The 18989-nt window shown below is 31.3% G+C and carries 21 protein-coding genes and 4 tRNA genes; 10 read left to right on the top strand and 15 right to left on the bottom strand.

The genetic code is table 11. From position 1 onward, the window contains the following. Window positions 1-18: 18 nt before the first annotated feature. Window positions 19-234, bottom strand: a complete 216-nt coding sequence (locus ACZ5EP_RS05365; RefSeq protein ID WP_127679524.1) for a hypothetical protein — start codon at window positions 232-234, stop codon at window positions 19-21. A gap of 157 nt (window positions 235-391) precedes the next feature. Between ACZ5EP_RS05365 and ACZ5EP_RS05360 the strand changes: the two genes are divergently transcribed. The 7 genes from ACZ5EP_RS05360 to ACZ5EP_RS05330 all read left to right on the top strand — a co-directional run bounded on the left by ACZ5EP_RS05360 (window position 392) and on the right by ACZ5EP_RS05330 (window position 5962). Then, window positions 392-574, top strand: coding sequence for a hypothetical protein (locus ACZ5EP_RS05360; protein ID WP_464508267.1), 183 nt, complete (start codon window positions 392-394; stop codon window positions 572-574). 183 nt (window positions 575-757) lie between these two features. After that, a complete protein-coding gene (locus ACZ5EP_RS05355; protein WP_464508266.1) occupies window positions 758-2065 on the top strand; it encodes a hypothetical protein in 1308 nt (435 codons plus the stop codon). Window positions 2066-2207: 142 nt separating this feature from the next. Then, entirely contained in the window at window positions 2208-2519 is a 312-nt protein-coding gene (locus ACZ5EP_RS05350) for a hypothetical protein (RefSeq protein WP_464508264.1), read from the top strand. A 19-nt stretch (window positions 2520-2538) separates the two neighbouring features. Further along, window positions 2539-3468 (top strand): hypothetical protein, encoded by a 930-nt coding sequence (locus ACZ5EP_RS05345; protein WP_464508263.1) that lies wholly within the window; start codon window positions 2539-2541, stop codon window positions 3466-3468. Then, the gene (locus ACZ5EP_RS05340) at window positions 3458-4363 is read left to right on the top strand and encodes an ADP-ribosylglycohydrolase family protein (RefSeq protein ID WP_464508261.1); all 906 of its coding nucleotides are present in this window, start codon (window positions 3458-3460) and stop codon (window positions 4361-4363) included. The genes ACZ5EP_RS05345 and ACZ5EP_RS05340 overlap by 11 nt, the downstream gene beginning before the upstream one ends. Next, window positions 4344-5087: a hypothetical protein gene (locus ACZ5EP_RS05335; RefSeq protein ID WP_464508259.1), complete on the top strand. Its 744-nt coding sequence runs from the start codon at window positions 4344-4346 to the stop codon at window positions 5085-5087. Before ACZ5EP_RS05340 ends, ACZ5EP_RS05335 begins: the two co-directional genes overlap by 20 nt. 8 nt (window positions 5088-5095) lie before the next feature. Next, entirely contained in the window at window positions 5096-5962 is an 867-nt protein-coding gene (locus ACZ5EP_RS05330; RefSeq protein WP_464508258.1) for a hypothetical protein, read from the top strand. A gap of 98 nt (window positions 5963-6060) precedes the next feature. Here the strand turns inward: ACZ5EP_RS05330 and ACZ5EP_RS05325 are convergent. The 11 genes from ACZ5EP_RS05325 to ACZ5EP_RS05275 all read right to left on the bottom strand — a co-directional run bounded on the left by ACZ5EP_RS05325 (window position 6061) and on the right by ACZ5EP_RS05275 (window position 12420). Further along, a tRNA-Asp gene (locus ACZ5EP_RS05325) sits at window positions 6061-6137 on the bottom strand. An 8-nt stretch (window positions 6138-6145) separates the two neighbouring features. After that, a tRNA-Val gene (locus ACZ5EP_RS05320) sits at window positions 6146-6221 on the bottom strand. 14 nt (window positions 6222-6235) lie between these two features. Beyond that, window positions 6236-6311, bottom strand: a tRNA-Glu gene (locus ACZ5EP_RS05315). 1 nt (window position 6312) lies between these two features. Next, window positions 6313-6388 (bottom strand) — tRNA-Lys (locus ACZ5EP_RS05310). 92 nt (window positions 6389-6480) lie between these two features. Further along, window positions 6481-7905, bottom strand: coding sequence for a BatD family protein (locus tag ACZ5EP_RS05305; RefSeq protein ID WP_464508257.1), 1425 nt, complete (start codon window positions 7903-7905; stop codon window positions 6481-6483). After that, window positions 7902-8654 carry a tetratricopeptide repeat protein gene (locus ACZ5EP_RS05300; RefSeq protein WP_464508256.1) on the bottom strand — a complete coding sequence of 251 codons (753 nt, stop codon included), beginning with the start codon at window positions 8652-8654 and terminating at the stop codon, window positions 7902-7904. Before ACZ5EP_RS05300 ends, ACZ5EP_RS05305 begins: the two co-directional genes overlap by 4 nt. Next, complete coding sequence (locus tag ACZ5EP_RS05295) at window positions 8651-9448, bottom strand: vWA domain-containing protein (RefSeq protein WP_464508255.1); 798 nt, start codon at window positions 9446-9448, stop codon at window positions 8651-8653. Before ACZ5EP_RS05295 ends, ACZ5EP_RS05300 begins: the two co-directional genes overlap by 4 nt. Next, window positions 9436-10302 carry a vWA domain-containing protein gene (locus ACZ5EP_RS05290; protein WP_464508254.1) on the bottom strand — a complete coding sequence of 289 codons (867 nt, stop codon included), beginning with the start codon at window positions 10300-10302 and terminating at the stop codon, window positions 9436-9438. Before ACZ5EP_RS05290 ends, ACZ5EP_RS05295 begins: the two co-directional genes overlap by 13 nt. Beyond that, complete coding sequence (locus ACZ5EP_RS05285; protein ID WP_464508253.1) at window positions 10299-10667, bottom strand: hypothetical protein; 369 nt, start codon at window positions 10665-10667, stop codon at window positions 10299-10301. The genes ACZ5EP_RS05290 and ACZ5EP_RS05285 overlap by 4 nt, the downstream gene beginning before the upstream one ends. Window positions 10668-10669: 2 nt before the next feature. Beyond that, entirely contained in the window at window positions 10670-11473 is an 804-nt protein-coding gene (locus ACZ5EP_RS05280; protein ID WP_464508252.1) for a DUF58 domain-containing protein, read from the bottom strand. Between the two features lie 14 nt (window positions 11474-11487). Then, entirely contained in the window at window positions 11488-12420 is a 933-nt protein-coding gene (locus ACZ5EP_RS05275; RefSeq protein ID WP_464508251.1) for an AAA family ATPase, read from the bottom strand. 122 nt (window positions 12421-12542) lie between these two features. Between ACZ5EP_RS05275 and ACZ5EP_RS05270 the strand changes: the two genes are divergently transcribed. Together ACZ5EP_RS05270 and ACZ5EP_RS05265 are read left to right on the top strand one after the other, a co-directional pair. After that, window positions 12543-12977 (top strand): glycine zipper 2TM domain-containing protein, encoded by a 435-nt coding sequence (locus ACZ5EP_RS05270; protein ID WP_127679547.1) that lies wholly within the window; start codon window positions 12543-12545, stop codon window positions 12975-12977. Continuing rightward, window positions 12974-15142, top strand: coding sequence for a PD-(D/E)XK nuclease family protein (locus ACZ5EP_RS05265; protein WP_464508250.1), 2169 nt, complete (start codon window positions 12974-12976; stop codon window positions 15140-15142). Before ACZ5EP_RS05270 ends, ACZ5EP_RS05265 begins: the two co-directional genes overlap by 4 nt. Here ACZ5EP_RS05265 and ACZ5EP_RS05260 read toward each other — a convergent pair. The 3 genes from ACZ5EP_RS05260 to ACZ5EP_RS05250 are packed head-to-tail and all read right to left on the bottom strand — an operon-like array spanning window position 15125 to window position 18113. Then, on the bottom strand, window positions 15125-16297 hold the full coding sequence (locus ACZ5EP_RS05260; RefSeq protein ID WP_127679549.1) for a methyl-accepting chemotaxis protein: 1173 nt from the start codon (window positions 16295-16297) through the stop codon (window positions 15125-15127). The two genes, ACZ5EP_RS05265 and ACZ5EP_RS05260, sit on opposite strands and share 18 nt — an antisense overlap. Then, window positions 16297-16575, bottom strand: coding sequence for a hypothetical protein (locus ACZ5EP_RS05255; RefSeq protein WP_127679550.1), 279 nt, complete (start codon window positions 16573-16575; stop codon window positions 16297-16299). The genes ACZ5EP_RS05260 and ACZ5EP_RS05255 overlap by 1 nt, the downstream gene beginning before the upstream one ends. Then, window positions 16572-18113 carry a response regulator gene (locus tag ACZ5EP_RS05250; RefSeq protein WP_464508249.1) on the bottom strand — a complete coding sequence of 514 codons (1542 nt, stop codon included), beginning with the start codon at window positions 18111-18113 and terminating at the stop codon, window positions 16572-16574. The genes ACZ5EP_RS05255 and ACZ5EP_RS05250 overlap by 4 nt, the downstream gene beginning before the upstream one ends. A 124-nt stretch (window positions 18114-18237) precedes the next feature. Between ACZ5EP_RS05250 and ACZ5EP_RS05245 the strand changes: the two genes are divergently transcribed. Beyond that, window positions 18238-18984: a transposase gene (locus ACZ5EP_RS05245; RefSeq protein WP_127679552.1), complete on the top strand. Its 747-nt coding sequence runs from the start codon at window positions 18238-18240 to the stop codon at window positions 18982-18984. The last annotated feature ends 5 nt before the right edge of the window (window positions 18985-18989 follow it).

The raw sequence follows: 18989 nt of genomic DNA, 5'->3' as shown, positions 1-18989 counted from the left end.
GTGCCAACCGTAATACAATTATAGCTCATTTAAAATCTCTTTAAAAGGATTTTCCTCTTTACCGGTAATCCATTTTTCCATTTGGGTAACGTTCCATAAGGTTTTCTTTATTCCGTAAGGCTCGTAATAGTGGATTCCTTTTTTGAAAAGTCTGTTTTTGTTTTTTAAAAGAAAATCTTTGCTAACACCAAGATAGTTTGCCATTTTAGAGGTAGAGTAACAAAAAGGCTTCATGGGCTTATCCTTTTTGTTACTTAATTATAATAAAGAATTTCAAAAAAACTCGAAATTGAAAAAATTTCTGAAAATTTCTTAAATTTTTTTATTTTTTTCACTAAAACGATTCAAATATAACTTCTTTATTATAATTAAGCATAAAAGGAGTTATCCTATGGATTACAGAAAAATAAAACAGCTAATCAACAAATTAGAAAAACTGCAAAAGGAAGAAGCCCTGCTTGAATCTAAAATAAAAAAGATGAAAGAACAGATTAATATTACTCAATCTGAATTAAACAAACTTCTTTCAATTGCAAACAATAACAATCAACCTCATTCAACTACTACAAACTAACTTTCACAAATCAATCTTTTCTCTTTTTTTCTTGTAACCCATTAAAAAAATTCAAACTCATATAAATAGATTAAAAAGCACTGACACGAGGAGCTTGCGACGAGGTGTCAAGTGCGTACGCACTTGACACAAGCTCACAAGTTCGCTTGATGTCTGCGTGCTTGAAAAACAAAAGGAGTAATTATGGGTAACATCGCAAGCGTTCATTTGGAAAAGGGAAAAATTGGAGAATTTTTTCACAACGATAGAAGCAAACCGACTAAAAATTCAATCTTTAAAGAAAACAAAGTTATCGTTAACAGAAGTGCAAAAGCAGCATTGGAGCTATACCAAAAGCTATTAAAAGAGAGAACGGAAAAATACGTTCAAAGAACGGGTCGTAAACTTCAAAAGAAAACTCAAACCTTATTAAGCCTTGTGGTTAACATCAAAGAAGATACGACAATGGAAGAGCTTGAAAAACTTGCCAAAAAATTTGAAGATGAATTTGGGGCAACGCCTTTACAAATAGCCATACATCGTGATGAGGGATATATTGACGAAAACGGAAATAAGCACATTAACCAACACGCCCATATTATGCTTACAGGACTTGATGAAAACGGATTCTCAATCAAGAGGAAAATAAAAACAAGACACTTTCGAGCAATGCAGGACTGGGCTTCCGAAATACTTGGAATGGAAAGAGGCAGAAGCGCAAGGGAAACGAAAAGAAAGCGCTTGGATACTTATGAATACAAAGAAGCTATGAAATTAAAAAATCAAGAAGTTATAGAACTTAAAAAGAAACTTATCGAAAAAGACAATCAAATCGAGGGACTTAAAATTTCCAAAAAAGAACTTGAAGAGCAAATCAAACTATTAAGAGAAGAGATGAAAAACTTCAATGAAAAAAACGGGCAGGAGGGAAAAGAAAAAGAATTTTCACAAGCAGATTACAAAGCCTTATCCGAAATTAAAAAACTTTTGAAGGCTAAAAACTTTAAAGAGGCTGTCGAAAAACTGAAAAATTTTGAAAATGAAATTAAACAAAGAATCAAGAAAAGACAAAAAGAGCTTATTGAAAAATATGCAGAAGAAAAAGGGGTATTTAGCAAAGAAGAGGTTATCCAAAAAGATATAGCGATAAAAATCGTCAATACGGTATGCAAAACGGATTCCGATAAAAACGTCATTCAAATCATCAGAGAAAACGAAGAACTTAAAAAGAAAAATCAAAAATTAAAAGAAGAAAACGCAGAGTTAAAACAAAAACTTCTTAAAGCCAAAGAAAAGTTTGAAGAACTGAAAATAAAAGCAAATCAGATTTTGAAAGCTAAGGTTAGCTATTTCAAAGAACTTTATGAAAAAACAAGAGCCGAACTTGAAAATTTCTATCAAAAAGAGAGCAGACCTTATACGAAACTAAATGAAAGAGAAAAAGAGGTTGAGAAACAAATCGAACGCAAACATAAAATCAATCCGAATAAAACATATACAATTGATTTTTAGGGGAATTTTTGAAACTTTATAAGTATTATGTAACAAAATTACACATAAAAGATTTTTTTCATTGGTTTTCTATTTTTTTTGTAAGAAATAAAAGATTGATTTGTATATGCCTTTGAAAGCAATATTAAAATAAAGGAAAAACATGAAAGCAGCCAAAATTACATTTAATTTTCAAAATAAAAATTATAAATTAATTTTATTTTACAATGAAGGCAAGGTAACTTCTTTTATACACAAACAACTCTTTAAAATAATTGTTTTAGAGCCGTTTGAAAAAGAAATAACTTACTTTTATCCTTTTCCCGGTGTATTTGCTGCAATAACAATGTATGATAAGAAGTTTTATTTAGGAGAGCCAAATGATAAAAACTATCTTAATATTCTCAATAAAATATTTGAGAAAATAAAAATTCAAACTTCAAAACTTAAAAATTTTAAAATTGAGAAGTTATAATACAAAAAAGGAGGATAAAATGAATATATTTGAATCAATCATAACAAAAGAAGACAATGTAACAGAATTAATTAAAACATTTTGTCAATACAAAAGTTTTAGAAAAAAATTTTTAAAATTTTTAGATATTGAAGAAAATATCGAAGATGAAAATATTTATACACAATATGAATTAAGCATTGATAACAAAAAATATGGTATAGCGGATTTGTATTTAGAAGCAGATGAAAAAATTTATATTATTGAAATAAAAACCAATCTATATACAAACCTTTCCGCTCATCAAAAAAATGAAGATTATGAAAAATATATAGAAAAAACGAAAAAAATTGGAGAAGTTATATATTTTATTCCAAAGGCTTTTTTTTATAAAGACCTATTGAAAGATAAAAAAATAAGATATTGGGAAGAGTTTATAAAAATAATTGAAAAAGATGAATTGAGTGAATTAAATATTTACATAAATGATTTTATTAATGCATTGAAAAATTGGTTTGAAATTAAAAAAATTAAATTTTCGAATTATGAGAAAAATTTATTAAAAGGAGAAACAGTGAATATTACAAATGTAGCAGTTCCGGAATTAATTGAAAAAATGTTTGAAATAGTTGAAAATGTAAAAAACAAAGTAGATATACTTAATAATAAATCTACTACTGAACAAAATGCCGAATTTTATGGATATTTTTTAAAACATAATAAAAGTGATACAGTCAAAATTTGGTTTGGAGTTGATTTTGAATTATGGAAAGCATACAATATTCCATTTAGTATTCAAATAATTACTGATGATGAAATTTCAAATATTGGCAACTTAAAAAAATGGGAAGAGCATCCTTTTGGTAATAGTTATATTTATTATGAACCGATTGATTATAATAATGAAAATATCATAGAAGAATTTATTGAAAAACTTAATGAAATAAAAAAACAAATAAATGCTAACTAAAGCCAAAGGAACATTTATAGGTCTTGCAATAGGCGATGCGTTGGGTGCTCCCGTTCAGTTTAAAAAAAGAGGCAGTTTTAAAATAACTTATTACACAAGCGGTGGAAGATATAAAGTTAAGGTTGGAGAATATACGGATGATACGGCTATGGCTCTGTGTCTTGGCGATTCGCTGTTAAGAAAAGGATTTGACTTAAAAGACCAGCTCGATACATATTTAAAATGGCTGGAAGATGGGCTTTTTAGTTCCAAGCATAAAGCCTTTGACATAGGACAGACGGTATTTAGAAGTTTAAGCAATTATAAAAGAAAAGGCGATTTAATCTCCCCTTTAAGAAATGAAAAATTTTCGGGAAACGGCTCTATTATGAGGCTTGCTCCAGTTGTTATTTATTTCCATACCGATTTTGAAAAAGCGGTTTTTTACAGCGGTGAGAGTTCAAAAACTACACACTCTTCTCCCATTGCGGTTGATAGTGCAAAATTGCTTGGAGCGATTTTGTGGTGGTTTATAAATGGAAGTAAAAAAGATGAAGTTTTAGCAAAAATTCAAAAGTTATCATTCCATCCTGCTTTAAGTGATATTACTGGCGGCTCTTTTTTACATAAAAAAGAAGATGAAATCAAATCGAGCGGATATGCGATTGACACTCTTGAAGCGGCTTTATGGTGCTTTTATAACACCAATAGTTTTGAAAAAGGATTAATAAAAGCGGTTAATTTAGGAGATGACGCCGATACTGTAGGTGCTGTATACGGACAAATTGCAGGAGCATATTATGGAATAGACAATATTGATGAAAAGTTGATAAGACCAGTAAAAAACCATGAATTGATTTTGCAAATGGCTGAAAATTTATATAAAAAGGGATTAAATGAGTTTTCCAAACAATGAAACGACTTGGGCGTTGATTAAATATAATCACAAAATATATAAAATATTTAAAAATCCTATAAGCGCAGAATTGTTATATAAATATAATAAAGTTAAAAAAGTAATTTGCACCGCTCCTGGAAAATGTAGGGATTTTATTTATTCAATAGAAAATAATAAATTATATCTTTGTAAAATTGTAGATAAACTATTTAATACTTACGATTTAACCCAGGAAGTAATAGGCAAAAGAAAAAAATTTGCTAAATGGTATAGCGGAAAATTAAGACTACTAATAAAAAGAAAACCTTGTAAATTGCCTTACAGAAAAAGAGAAATAATCGAGCTCGAGATTAAAAACGGAATTTTAATTAAAGAAAGCATAAAAGAAGAAAAATATAAAATTAACGGTATTTCCGGTCTTCTTTGGGATTATATCACTAAATATGAGGGTTTATTTTGGGTATATGACAATGAAATATATGAGATAAAAAAAGAGTATCAAGAAATAAAAAGATATTCGTTTAAAAAATATTGGAGAGAAGTTCAGACAAAAAATTCTATTTTAGAATGCTTTTCTTATAACGAACTTCCAAGAGGCAAGGTTGTATATAATGAAAAAAAAGGAAGTCATAAAATATTTGCAACCGAAGAGATTTTAAAAAGTGATTTGTTAAAAGAAAAAATAAACAATATTTTTAAAATTGAAAAAGATTTGGTTGAATACAGTTTGTTAAAAAATTAAGGTTTAATATGTCAGAAACTTTTGTATTTGTTGATGACGAAATGATTTATTACCTTTTGTATTTGGATAACAAAGGCAGCGTTTTTATTAATACTTTTAAATTTGAAATCGATAAGGTTACAGAATATGAAACTTCTAAAAAAACAATTTTAGAAGAATATTTTGGTTTTTGGAAATTTTTAAATGAATTAGAAAGATTAAAATATATTTTAAATCTGAGGTTGTCTTTGGAATATAAAATTCCACAAAAAGCAATAAAAAAATTGGGGAAAGATTTATGTTTTAGATTTATAAAAGATTTGGATGAGCATTTTTTATTTCAGGACAAATTTGCAAAACATTTTATTTTGGATTTTGAGGCAATTGAAAACAACAAAGAGATATTTTTCAAACAGCCGGAAATTTTTCCGTTTTATATCAGTTATTTAGATATTTGGATTACCGAGGATTATAAAATCATAAAAAATAATGTCGAAATTACTACAAATGATGTGATTGAATTAGAAGAGGAATATAAGAAAAATTTAATTCCTCTTATAAAGAAGAAGGATAAAATTTATAAAGCCGTTCAAAAGGACAGTATAAAAAAATATTTTAAAATAAATGAGTTTTTGGATTCAATGAATATATGCGACAAAAACATCGAAATTAAAATCACTTTTTTCGATATCACCGGAAATGATATTTATTTTAATGAATGGTCTGAAACTGCTTCTAAAAACCTAATGTATGATTTGAAATTTTGGGGAATTGATATTAAAGTAAGCAAGTTACTGTGGGGGTTAATTGATAAATTCGGAATAAGGATAGTAGAAACAAAATTAAATGTTTGGAGTGAAATAAAAACTGATTTGCAAATGTTTTATAGAATATAAATTGTCAGTTATATTGTCAGTAAAAATCCGCCAAAAACGACTGACACTTACCCCGTTGATTTTTAAAAGATACCGAATTTACGAGATTCTTGAAGTAATGGCGGAGCCGACGGGACTCGAACCCGCGACCTCCGGCGTGACAGGCCGGCATTCTAACCAGCTAAACTACGGCTCCTCATTTAATGGTGGTCGCTGCAGGGCTCGAACCTGCGACCCCCAGCTTGTAAGGCTGGTGCTCTCCCAACTGAGCTAAGCGACCGGTCTAGGAATTAATGGCGTCCCCTAGGGGATTTGAACCCCTGTCGCCGCCGTGAAAGGGCGGTGTCCTAGACCCCTAGACGAAGGGGACATGGTGACCCGTGTTGGATTCGAACCAACGGCCCTCTGCTTAAAAGGCAGATGCTCTACCGACTGAGCTAACGGGTCAGCTTTTCTTTCACAACTTGTCGTTGTGGACTGAAATTATACGCAATAACTTTTTTGATGTCAAGGGATTTTTGAGAGAAAAAAGAAAAAAATCATTTCTTTATTATCGATTTAATAATTTTGATAATTTTCTTTTTATCTATTTTATTTTTTTTATTGTTGTAGATGTTTTCTTCAAGGTCTTTTAAGACTTTTTCGATTTCAGGATAATATGAATATTCTAAAAGCAGATTGAACAGCTCTTTTTCATCAGCTTTTTTTATCTGTTTTATTAAATCGTTATTTGCAGATGTTTTCAAATTAATTAAATATACGCTTAAAATACCCACTATTATTCCTATTACAAACACAAGGCCAAGAAGAATGTAGTTTGTTTTTGTTTTATATATTATTTTTTGATTTGTATGTGTTGATATTGTGTGCACAGGTGGTTTGTTTTTAGAGTTTTTAACCGTAATAAGGAGTTTATTGGTTTTGACCGTTTTTAGTTTTCCGTCGAAGGCTTTAAATTCGATAGGAGGTATTGATACGCTTTGATTGGATACCAGAGTAAATTCTTTTGTATAAGTGCCGCATAAACTGTCGTTTTTTATAAAAGTTTTAATTACCGGAGAGTTTTCATAAACCGTAGCGTTAGGAATGTTCAGTTTAAAATCCGGTAAATCGTAAAAATCTCCGCATCCGCTGATATTTAGGGTTATTTTTACCGGTTCGTTTGCGCTTACTTTTGTTTTATCGGCACTGAAATATGCTTTAAAGTTTCCGTAAACGCTGTTGGCCGGGATTGAAGATACGTTAATATCTACCTGATTAGAAAAAATATTTGTATATTTTAGGGTAGAGGTCATCAGATTGAAAAAAGGATCTTGGAAAGGCGTCTGTTTGCTTAAATATCCGACTTTTGCAAGAATAGGCCCTATTTTGTAATCTCCGGCTTTTTGAGGAATTATTAAAAACGAATATTCGGTAATATCAAAACCTTTTTTAATATATTCTTTTTTTGAAATCTGTTTTGTATAAAAGTTGTTGAAATTCGGCTTTTGTATTTCTATACTTTGAGGGGAAGTACCTTCTTTTTGAAAAAATTTGATTTTAAATACTAAAGGTTCTCCTATATAAGCTTTTGTTTTATTTACGGAGAGTTTAAGTTTGAAATTGCCGTTTTTGCTTTCTTTAGGCTTTGTTACCGTTATTTTAATTGATTTTGTTTTGAAATCTTTTCCGTCTACATTTACCGTAAATGACGGAATAGTAACACTTTTTGTCGGAAAGAATATATAGCTTTTGGAAACACTTTTTTGCATGTTTCCGTTTAATATGGTTATATTTTGCGTAACCGCCGTACCCTGGACTGGAAAACCGTCTATATTTTTTATGGATGGAAACTTTATATTGTTTCCGGTGGCTTCGATTGTAAAAATTACCTCTTCACCAGGGTAAATTGTTTTTTTGTTTACGCTTACATTGACATACGCAAACATCAAAATAGGTATTAAAAATAACAGTATCTTTTTCATTCGTTTCCTTTTAATGGTATCAGTAATGTATTAAACTGCAGAGATTTTAACTGTTTTTCATAAAATTTCATTCTGATATCGCTTGTATTTGTTTCTTTTGTTTTCACAATTCGCTGTTTTTGCATTTTTTCCTGTTTTTTATTTTGCTGTTTTGCTGTTTTTTTATTCTGTTTTTCTTTATTATTGTTTTGCTGTCTGTTTTTTTGAGTGTTTTTATTATTTTTATTTTGTTTTTTGTTTTTTGTTTTATTTCCGTTTTTATTTTTATTGTTTTTACTGTTTTTACCGTTTTGTTTATTTTGACTGCCGTTTTTTTTCTTTTTATTTTTATTATTGTTTTTTTTGTTGTTTTTCTTTTGCTGCTGTTTGTGTTTTAGCAGTTTTTCTATCAGTTTTAGATTATATTCCGCATCTTTGTCTTTTTTTATTTTTAATGCTTTTTTGTATGCTTCTATGGCTTTTTTATATTGATGTAAAAGAGCATAAGCGTTACCCGTATTATAATATTTTTGAAATTTTAAATCTTTTTCATTAATTTTACTGTAAAGAGAAATCGCTTTTTTGTAATCTCCGGCTTTATAGTAACTGTTTGCCGCATTATAAAGGGCTTTTTGCGAATGTATTTTTTCATATTCTTTTGCCGCTGAAAGATAATGTCCTTTTTTATAATATTCATCCGCTTTTTTTATAGTAAAAAAATCGAAAGCGAAAAGATTTACTGCTATAAGTAAAAAGAGTATTTTTTTCATCTTATTCTCCTAAGAGGAAAAAATATTACAAAGAAAAACAGAATCATTCCAAGTCCGAGAGGAAAATAAAACAGTTCCGTTTTGTCTTTTATTTTTATATCTTTATGTTTTGACGAATTAAGAAGTTTTGCCAGCGTTTTTATATTGTTGTTGGAGTATTCCGCCTGAAAAACGTTGTTTGCTCTGATATCCGCTTTTTTACACAGATATACGAAAATATTGTCTTTTTTAGGAATGTATATATTCGAAGTAAAAATAACTATTTTAGGATTTTTTACGAGTTTTTTTGCTGAAGAAATCATGTTGTTTATATCGCTTGTCTGAGTTCTTTGCATGTCTTTGATATCAGTATGGTCAAGCAGATATATCAACGATTCGTAATCTTTTGTAGGGGCTGAAATAAGATATGCGTTTTTGTCGAACAGTATCAGAGCCGTATTTTGGGAGTTAAGATGTTTTAAGAGAACTTTTATTTTAGAAATAGCGAATTTGTATCTGTTCGGATAAAGATCCGTTTTGTCCATTTCGTGACTTATATCAAGGGCTATTACAAGGTTTTGAACAGGAGCTTTTATTGTTATGTACCCGTTGTCGATAACGGGCCTGCTTAACGCTGTTACAAACAGAGCGAAACTTGCAAGCAGAATGTAAAATTTTAATTTTTTAGGTATTTTGCCTTTTAGTGTTATTTTTTGTGCGACTTCTTTTGAAAAAGGAAGCTTTTTGTCTTTTATTAAAAACAACGCAGGTATAATAAGCAGCAACAATAAAAAATAACCGTTTAGAAATTCCATATGTTCTTCCTGTATTGGTATAAGTAAAATAAAAACAGTAAAATAGCTATAAAAAGCGGATACTGGTAATAATATGTGTTTAATATCTGAATATTGGATTTTATTTTGCTTTTTGTAAGTTTGTCTATGTCTTTATATATCTGCTGAAGGTCTTCCAAAGAAGATGCAAGATAAAATTTACCGCCTGTCGAGTCGGCTATTTTTTGTAAAACGTTAACGTCGGCATCGCTTCCTATGCCGATTGCGAATACTTTAATATGCTCTTTTTTCAGTTTTTTAATAACCACATCCAGAGGTGTTATACTTGCATTGTCCATACCGTCTGTCAGAAGTATTATAATTCTTGAGCCTTTCGTGTTTTTAAAAAGGTTTGACGATAAAAAAAGCGCATCGTAAATAGCTGTTTTATTTCCTGCGATTGATACGTATATTCTTTTTAAAATATCATTAAACGTTTTCTTGTCAAAAGTAAGAGGCGAGGCTATATAAGCTATGTTTCCGAATACCACCAGTCCCAAAGCGTCGTTTTTTCTTTTTTTTGCAAAATCCAGGCTTACTGTTTTTGCGGCTCCTAATTTATTAAATTCCTCCATAGAACCGCTTGTGTCGAGGTCTATTACGATATTATATCCTTTTTTATACGTGTTTGTTATGATTTTGCTTTTTACGGGAGAAGCCAGTGCGACAGATAAAAAAAGAATTATTAAAAATTCCGGCAGAGAAAATCTGCTTACCGATTTTGCGAAAAGCTGCGTATTAGGAAATATTATTCTGTCATCGGCGGATGTAAAAAAATATTTCATTAAAAGATAAACAACCGGGATTAATAAAAATACGGGATATTCAAAACTCATTGTGCTATGTCCTCTATAAACTGTTTTATTTTCTGTTTGGTCTGTTCATCAAGTTTTTCTACTTTAGGCTTATATTTGTATTTTTCGAGCTCTTTAGCCAGTTCTTCATAATTTTTTCTGTTTTCTTCATTCAGAAAATATCTTGCGTATTCGCAAAATTCATATGCCGTTTTTTTTGAATCGCCAAAGTCTAAATTCTGAAGTTTCAGCAAATAAGGGTTTGGTTTTTTCTTTTTGAAAAATTTATATATTAAATATAAAACAAGCATTACTGTAATAATGCAGCAAATAACGAATATATAAAACTGATAGTCGATTATATGAGCGTTAGGCTTTATGTCTTTTAACTGTTTTAACAGATCCATAGTTACCTCACCAGCTTTATGAGTTTATATATAGGCTCTTCATCCGTGTATATTTTTGTAAAAGGTATTTTGCTTTTTTTACACTGCAAGGCGATTTTTGCGTCAAGGCGGTTTATATGTTTTTGCAGTCTGTTTATAGACGATTTGTTAAAATATACGTTTACCGAATTTAGGCTTACGGGATCTACTATTTCCGTATAGCCGCTGAACTGTGGAGATTCTTCGAATTTGTCTCTTACGGATATTACATATGTTTCATGTTTCAGGTTTCTCAGTTCTACAGGTTTAAAAAAATCCCCTATAATAAACAGAAGGGATTTTTTAAAGCTGTTGAGAAAATCGATGTCGCTTTGAGTGTAGTCTTCTTGTAAATAGTCTGTTTTAAGCGTGTAGTCTACGAAAGAGTAAACGCTTTTTTTATTTTTTGTAGGTTTGAATATTTTTTTATTTTTACCCAAAAACACAAGCTGTATTTTATTGTCTTCTTCCAAGGCGGCCAATCCCAAAGAAGCTATAATTTCGGCTATAAGTTCCGTTTTAAGTCTTTTGCTTCCGAAAAACAGCGTGCCGCTTTTAAGAACGGCTATAATAATTCTCAGCTCCCTTTCTTCGTCATATTCTTTTACTAAGGGTTTGTTTATTTTCGCGGATACTTTCCAGTCTATTTTTTTGGAGTCTTCTCCATAGTTATATTCCCTAAATTCCCTGAAATCAAGTCCGTTACCTTTAAATTTGGAGAGGTTTCTTCCAAGCAACGCTCCGAAAATTCTCTTTTTGGTTTTTAAAACCAGTGCTTTTGTTTTCATTTAGTTTCAGCCTTTTAAGGAATCGGAATGGCTTTTATTACGTCGTTTATTACGTCTTCAATGCATATTTCGTCTATTTCCGCTTTATAATTTAAAATAATTCTGTGTCTTAATACGTCTTTTGCTACTTTTACAATGTCCAGAGGAGTGACATAGTCTTTGTTTTGGATCATTGCATACGCTTTTGAACAGTTGTACATAGCTATTGTAGCTCTCGGACTTACGCCGTATTCGATGTATTCAGCTGTTTCAAGACCGTATTTCTGAGGATTTCTGGTCGCATCCGTTATTTTTGCTATATATTTTAAAAGTTCTTCGTCCATATGTATTTCGTCAAGTTTTTTTTGCAGGTTCAAAATATCGTCTATTGTCGCTACCTGCGACGGCTCTTTGGCGCTTTGAGATTTGACTATAAGTATTTCTTCATCTAAAGAGTTGTATGTTACGTTGATTTTCATAATGAATCTGTCAAGCTGTGCTTCGGGAAGAGGGTAGGTTCCTTCCTGCTCAATAGGGTTTTGAGTCGCTATTACTAAAAAAGGAGGGGAAAGTTTAAACGTTTCTTTTGCAATGGTTACCTGTTTTTCCTGCATAACTTCCAACAGGGCGCTTTGGACTTTTGCAGGAGCTCTGTTGATTTCATCCGCAAGTAAAAGATTTGTAAAAACAGGCCCTTTTTTTATTTCAAACTCATTAGTTTTAGGATTGTATATTTCAATTCCCGTGATGTCGCTCGGAAGCAGGTCCGGCGTAAACTGAACCCTTTTAAAATCAAGACCGATTGTTTTTGCCAGAGTTAAAACGCTTTTTGTTTTGGCAATACCCGGAACCCCTTCCACAAGAAGATGGCCTCCTGTAATCAGTCCTATAAGCATTGAGTCTATTAAATGCCCGTGTCCTATGATAACTTTTGAAATTTCACTTTTAATATCTTGTATTACCTGCATTGCGAACCTCTTTTTTTCTTTAATAATACATTATATGAGTTAAAAATAAGTGAAACTAATTTTCAGGAATTTAATTTAATTTAATTGCAATAATGTATAATACTAATAAAAAAAGGACGGTTATGAAAAAAATGATTATGGCGCTTGGACTGGGAGCCGTTTTATTTACTGGATGTACCCAGATGTATAATTCAAATGAAGTTGCGTTAAGCGACGTGAATGTAATGTATACCTATAAAACAGGAGTTGTTACAAGTGTAAAAAAAGTTATTATCAAAGATAACGGAACCGGAGTAATGACGGGAGCCATAGCCGGAACGGTAATAGGCAGTCTTTTTGGAAACGGAAAAGGAAACGTATTGACTACACTTTTAGGAGGCCTTGGAGGAGCTTATGCAGGATATGAAGCCGATAAGGCAAACGGCGAAGAACTGTATATAAAACTTGACGACGGCAGAAATATCGTAGCTATTGTCAAAGGCGTAAACATTCAGGCCGGAGATAAAGTAAGAGTGGTTATTGACGGCAACAGAATTATCAGAGTCGAAAAAATATGATATTAAAGGTTTTCAGCACCAAAAGGGAGATAAGAGAGTTTGTAAAAAGCCAAAACGACTCATTTCTTCCTAAACTTATTACTATAGGCGAATTTTTAGATAAATGTATAATTGTAAAAAACGCTTCTTTAATAGACGGCGATCTTAAAAAAATTTATTTATATAAAGCTTTGGAAAATATTGATATAGAAAAACTGGGTTTAAAAAAAGATTTTTTAAATTTTTTTAAGAATGCTGAATTTATTATCTCGTTTTTTAACGAGATTTATCTTGAGAAAAGATCCATTGAAGATATTGAACTGGCAGACACCTACCTGGAATATGAAGAGCATCTGTCTGTGCTTAAAGAGATTTATTATGAATATAAAAAACTGCTTAAAGCAAATTCCCTGTATGATAAAACCGTTTTGGAAGAATACGAAATAAACAGAAACTTTTTTGAGAATATAGATAAAACGGAAATATATTTAAGCGGATATCTGCCCAAAACGGATCTGGAAATTATAAAAAACATACCCGTGCCTGTAGAAATGGTTTTCAGGGTTACTCCGTATAACAGAAATCTTATACGAAAAATGTTCGGAGAATTTAAATTAGGAGAATACAGGTTTGATATACATCAAAACATAGTTTTGGATTATAAGCCCCTGCCTAATATGGCGGATGTTGAAGTTGAGCATTTTTCAAGCAGAATAGCTCAGACTTCATATATTTTTGCCAGTATAGAAGAAATGGTCGCTAAAGGTGTTAAACCGGAAAAAATAGCAGTAATTCTGCCGGATGAAACATACAGCAGGTATTTGAAACTGCTGGATACGAAAAACAATCTCAATTTTGCCATGGGGGAAAGTTTTACACATTCGCAGATTTATATTATGCTGGAGGCTGTTTATAATTATACTGTGCAAAAAGATGAGGTTTCTTATCTGAAGGCAAAAGAAAAAATTGAAGAATTTGAAAAACTGAACACTTTTGACGAAATACTGCAGTTTGTGCTTAAGCATGCAACGTTAAAAGAAAGAAAGCTTCTTGATGAAGAGATTTATAAAATTTCAAAGCTGGATGCGTTAAAACATTATTCCAAAGAAGAAATACTGCATTTTCTTTTGGAAAGATTTAAAAACCTTACTTTTGACGACGTTAAAGGCGGAAAAGTTACTGTTATGGGCGTGCTTGAAAGCAGAGGTATGAAATTTGACGGAGTAATTATAGCCGATTTTAACGATGAATTTGTGCCTAACGTGGGAGATAAAGATTTCTTTTTAAATTCTGCAATAAGAAAAAAAGCAAAACTGCCTACCAGAAAAGACAAAGAGGCTCTGCAGAAAAACTATTATTATAATATTTTGCTTAATGCCAAATTTGCCAAAATTTCATATGTGAAAAACGAAGAAAAGGAACCCAGCAGATTTTTATACGAACTGGGTCTGGATTTTGGGGAAAACAGGGATGAGTATTATTCCCAGGCCGTTTATAAAACAAGCAAACCTGAATTTTATGAATATAAAGGAGCGTTTGAGCTTCCGGAAACAATCACCCCTACCAAGCTCAAAACGCTGCTTGAGTGTCCTATGAAATATTATTTTTCGTATGTATTAAACATTAAAAACGATGAGGATAAAGATTATTTCGGAAGCAGACTGCATAACGCACTGCAGATTGTTTTAAAAACACAGCCCGGCTCTGCGGAAGAGTACTTCTCCCGTATAATGTCGGAACTTTTGAAAAACTGTTCTAAAAGAGAGTATTTTGAAATTAAATCGGAGTGGGAGGATAAAATAAAAAAATTCGCCTATATAGATTTTGAAGAACTGACAAAACCTGCGCAGTGCGAAATACAGCTTCCTTCCGGAAAATATAAAAATTTCATCATTCAGGCAAGGGCCGACAGGGTCATAGGAAATAAAATTTATGATTATAAAACTTCTAAAAAACAGGATTATTTGAAAGATTTAACGCAGGCAGAAGTATATAAATATCTGATGCCTGAGAGCGAAATATATTATTGGGACATATACAACGTAAAACTCATAAAAGTGGATTCGGATATTAAAAGTCTTGAAAAAAAGCTTGATTCTATATCAGGAGAGATTAAAAGAAGCGAAGAGAAAGATATGTGTAAATTCTGTGATTACAGATTTGCCTGTTTACACTTTGAATCTTGACACTTCTTTATAAAGTTTGCTGAATGCGGATTTTAGCATATCCGTAATTTTTGAAATCGATTTTGCTATTGAAACGTTTTGTGTGGAAATATCGGTAAGTTTTTCAGTGTGGGTCATGAGCTGTTTTGCTTCAAACGCCATGATGGTAACGTTCTTAGTAGCGTCTTTGGCATATAATATATTATCTTTATTCATCTGCAGGATTTGCTCCAGCTGTGTGGTGATTTCGTTAGTATGAGAGGCTAAAACATTCATTTTTTCAGAGTTGTTGTTGATTTCATTTGAGGTTAAATCAATGGTTTGAGTAATGTTTTTGATAATGGTTTCTATATTTACCAGAGAATTAGCGCTTTCTTCCGCCAGTTTTCTGACTTCATCCGCAACTACCGCAAACCCTCTTCCGTGTTCTCCCGCTCTGGCAGCCTCTATAGCCGCATTTAGTGCAAGAAGCTCGGTCTGTTCGGTAATACTTGAAATTATCTGTAAAACGTTTTTTATTTCTTCGGTTTGAGAGTTCAGATTGTGAAGGAGGTTGTTTAGTTCCTGCTCTTTTGAATTTATTTTCATTATTTCATCTGTTGTTTTTATTAAAGAATTGCTGAAATTTTCTAAAAAGTCGGCTGTTTTTATTAATGTATCTGTAGTTGAAGCCACTGATGCTTCCGTTTTGTCAAGATGCTGTGCCAGCGTATTGGATATTTTTGAAATTTCGCTTGCTTCCACGTCTGTCTGGTGTATTGTGCTTTTTAGCTGTTTTACAATATTTTCCAGTTCTTTTGTATTATTTGACACAATAGAACTTGTGTTTTTTATGTCGATAATCACTTCTCTTACGTTTGAAATAAATTTGTTTATATAATCGGCGGCCTGTTTGATTTCATTGTGCTGTTTAATACTGATCTGTTTTGTTAAATCACCGTCCCCTTCGCTTAGTTCTTTTGAAATAGAAATGTATTCCTGGATAGGGTTTATTACGTAATATTTTAAAAGATAATATGCAGCCACCTGAATAACTATGGCGATTATAAGATGTTCAAAAGCCGTGGAGATGAAATCGCCGGGATATTCGAAATATGTGTACAATAAAAGAATAAAACTCGTTAAGAGGTTGATTCCAAGCAGTTTTAGGTTAAAGTCTTTGACGATAGAATGCATCAGATCTTCCTTATTTTAAATTTTTGTGTAAGTTTTAAAGCGTCTAAAAGTTCATAAAGCGTATTATCGTAAACATTTATCATAATTGCAACCCCTTTGTCGTGAAGTCTTAAAAGTTCTCCTATAATACTTGAAGGAAGTGAAAAAGATTTAATATTTAATATGATTTGAGGTTCGTTTTCTTTGGAAGTCAGAATCTGTAACAGTTTTTCAACGTCAGAAATTGTTACTACAGGAGAATTTATATTTATTTCGTTTCCGTTTATTTCTATTTTCATTGTTTAACCTTTAAGAAGATTTTAATTGCCGTTCCGTTTTCGTTAAAAAACAGTCCGTAGGAGAGGTGCTTTATGATTTTAATCCCCCTCCCGTGATATTTTTTGTAAAATGCGTCTTTTATTGTCTGAACATCGAACCCTTTTGTTGTGTCTTCGTATTCGATTTTCAGCCAATTTTCATTTTTGCTTAATTTAATTTTAGCGAAAAATTTTTTATTTTCATCGTTTTTTAGTTTCTTTTTTTTATGTTCCGGAATATCTTTGTTTTCAATATTTAAAATACCGTATTCGTATGTATTAGTGAGTATTTCGTGTAAAATCAGATGAATCTGCTCAATCAGCGGGATATTTTGGGATATCAGTTTTTCAAGAAAATGATCAATTGCATTTTTATTTAATTCCAGCGTATCTTCAAAAAGAGTTTGAAATCCGTTTTTCTCTTTCGTAATATAAACGAGGCAGGTATCGTCAATCTGATGGGATTTAGCGTAAAAGTCCTCCATGAGCTCTTTTAAAAAAGTGATTTTGGGAAATATTGATTTAAGCCTTTTATAATAAATTGTTTCTTCATAAGGTGACTCAAAAATTCCGTCGCTTGATATCAGCAGTTTGTTTTCTGTTTGAATGCTGTCGATGTGTATTTGTTGCGTGTTTACTGTTATTGGATAATTGTTTGCCGGAATTATGTTTTTGGAAGAGAGTATCGGAGGATTCCCGAAATTGGAATAATAAATTTTGTCATTTTTTATATATACAAGCGTAGCGCACAGTATTTCATTGTCTAACAGGATGTTTTTAATATAGTTTACGAAATCGTTAACCAGTTTTTCGAAGTTAAAATCATTATATTCAATGGCTTTTTTTATTGAATGTTTTAAAAAGGACAATGCGTTAAATGATGTCAAAGAGGCACCTAACCCTTTACCCATGGCATCGATTACACCTATGAAATATTCGTTTTTCGAAAGTTTCTTGGTATGAATAGTGTCACCCGTGAGCATATCTTTCGGAGCAAAAAAAGTTTCAAACAGGAAATTCTCGTCAAAAAACATTTCAAGTTCATTTTGCATTATTTTGTTCTGTTTTCTGTGTATTATCTGTTCTTGTTTTTCTTTATAGCTTAGAAGTTTTTTCAGCTCTTCTTTTTTTTGAAGTTCTTTTTTGACGAATTTTCTTATGGTCGTAATCATATTTAAAAGCGCTTTTAAATCTATAAGAGAAATATCTTTTGTAAAGAAGTTGTCATAACCGGTTTCGAGAGCTTGTTCTTTAAGATTCGGATCATTGTCGCCGGTAATCATTATTTTATATGTATATGGCAGATGAGGATTTATTTTTTCCAGGACTTTAAGTCCGTCTGTTTCTTTTAAATGATAATCTATAAAAACCACATCGGTATCAGTGTTTCCGTTTTCAAAAAAAGTGTAAAAAGAAGAAGGTTCGTTAAAAGTATATATATCAATATAGCCTAGTTTTTGCAGCTGTTTTTTGATATACGACAAGAAAACTTTGCTGTCGTCAAGTATTACGATTTTCATAGCGGCTCCAATTTAAAGGTGACATATTTTACCAAAGAATATTAATATGTTATAATTTCGATATCAAGTGTCTGGCACTGAGAATAAAAAAGTGACAGTCGTTTTTATTACATAAGGAGAGATAATGGCAAGAAAACCAAGAGTTAACGATCCCGGATTTTATCATATAGTAAACAGAGGTGTTAACGGTGCAGAAATTTTTAACGAAAAAGAAGATTTTTTTAAATTTATGGAACTGATGCTTAAAACTAAATATGATTATAAAGTCGTTTTTCACGCTTTTACCATTCTTCCGAATCATTACCACATATTATTAGAAACGACGCTTCCGAATCTCAGTGAAGCTATGAGGTTTTTAAATTCGGCTTATGCGGCGTGGTATAACTATAAAACAGGAAGAGTAGGGCATTTGTGGAAAGGAAGATTTGAAAGTTATATGATGTTTGACGACAACCACAGCTGGAAAGTTATAAAATATATAGAAAGAAATGCTTTGGTGTTAGGGCTTGTAGACGATATTAAAGATTACGAATACCAGTCACTTGCTCTTAGATTGAAAAAAAACAAATTCAATGAGATTATCGAAGGCAGTATGATTTTCCAAAAACCTCTTGAAGAATATATAGAATGGCTTAATAAACCTCTTGAAAAATTTGAACTTGAAGAGATATATAATGAGCCTAAGATTATTAAAGTAGACGGAGAGCTAAAAGTAATACGCAAAAAAATAAGCGACTTTTTTGAAGAGTATGAAGAAAAAAAAGATGCAATTATGGCTGCAAAAGAAGCCGGATACAAATATACCGAAATAGCCAGATTTCTAGGTGTAAGCAACGGATATATAAATAAAATATTAAAATCTGAAAATTAAAAAAG

Source organism: Nautilia abyssi (assembly GCF_055388085.1).
The sequence above is the reverse complement of the archived record's forward strand: the minus strand, read 5'-3'. Positions and strand labels throughout refer to the sequence as shown.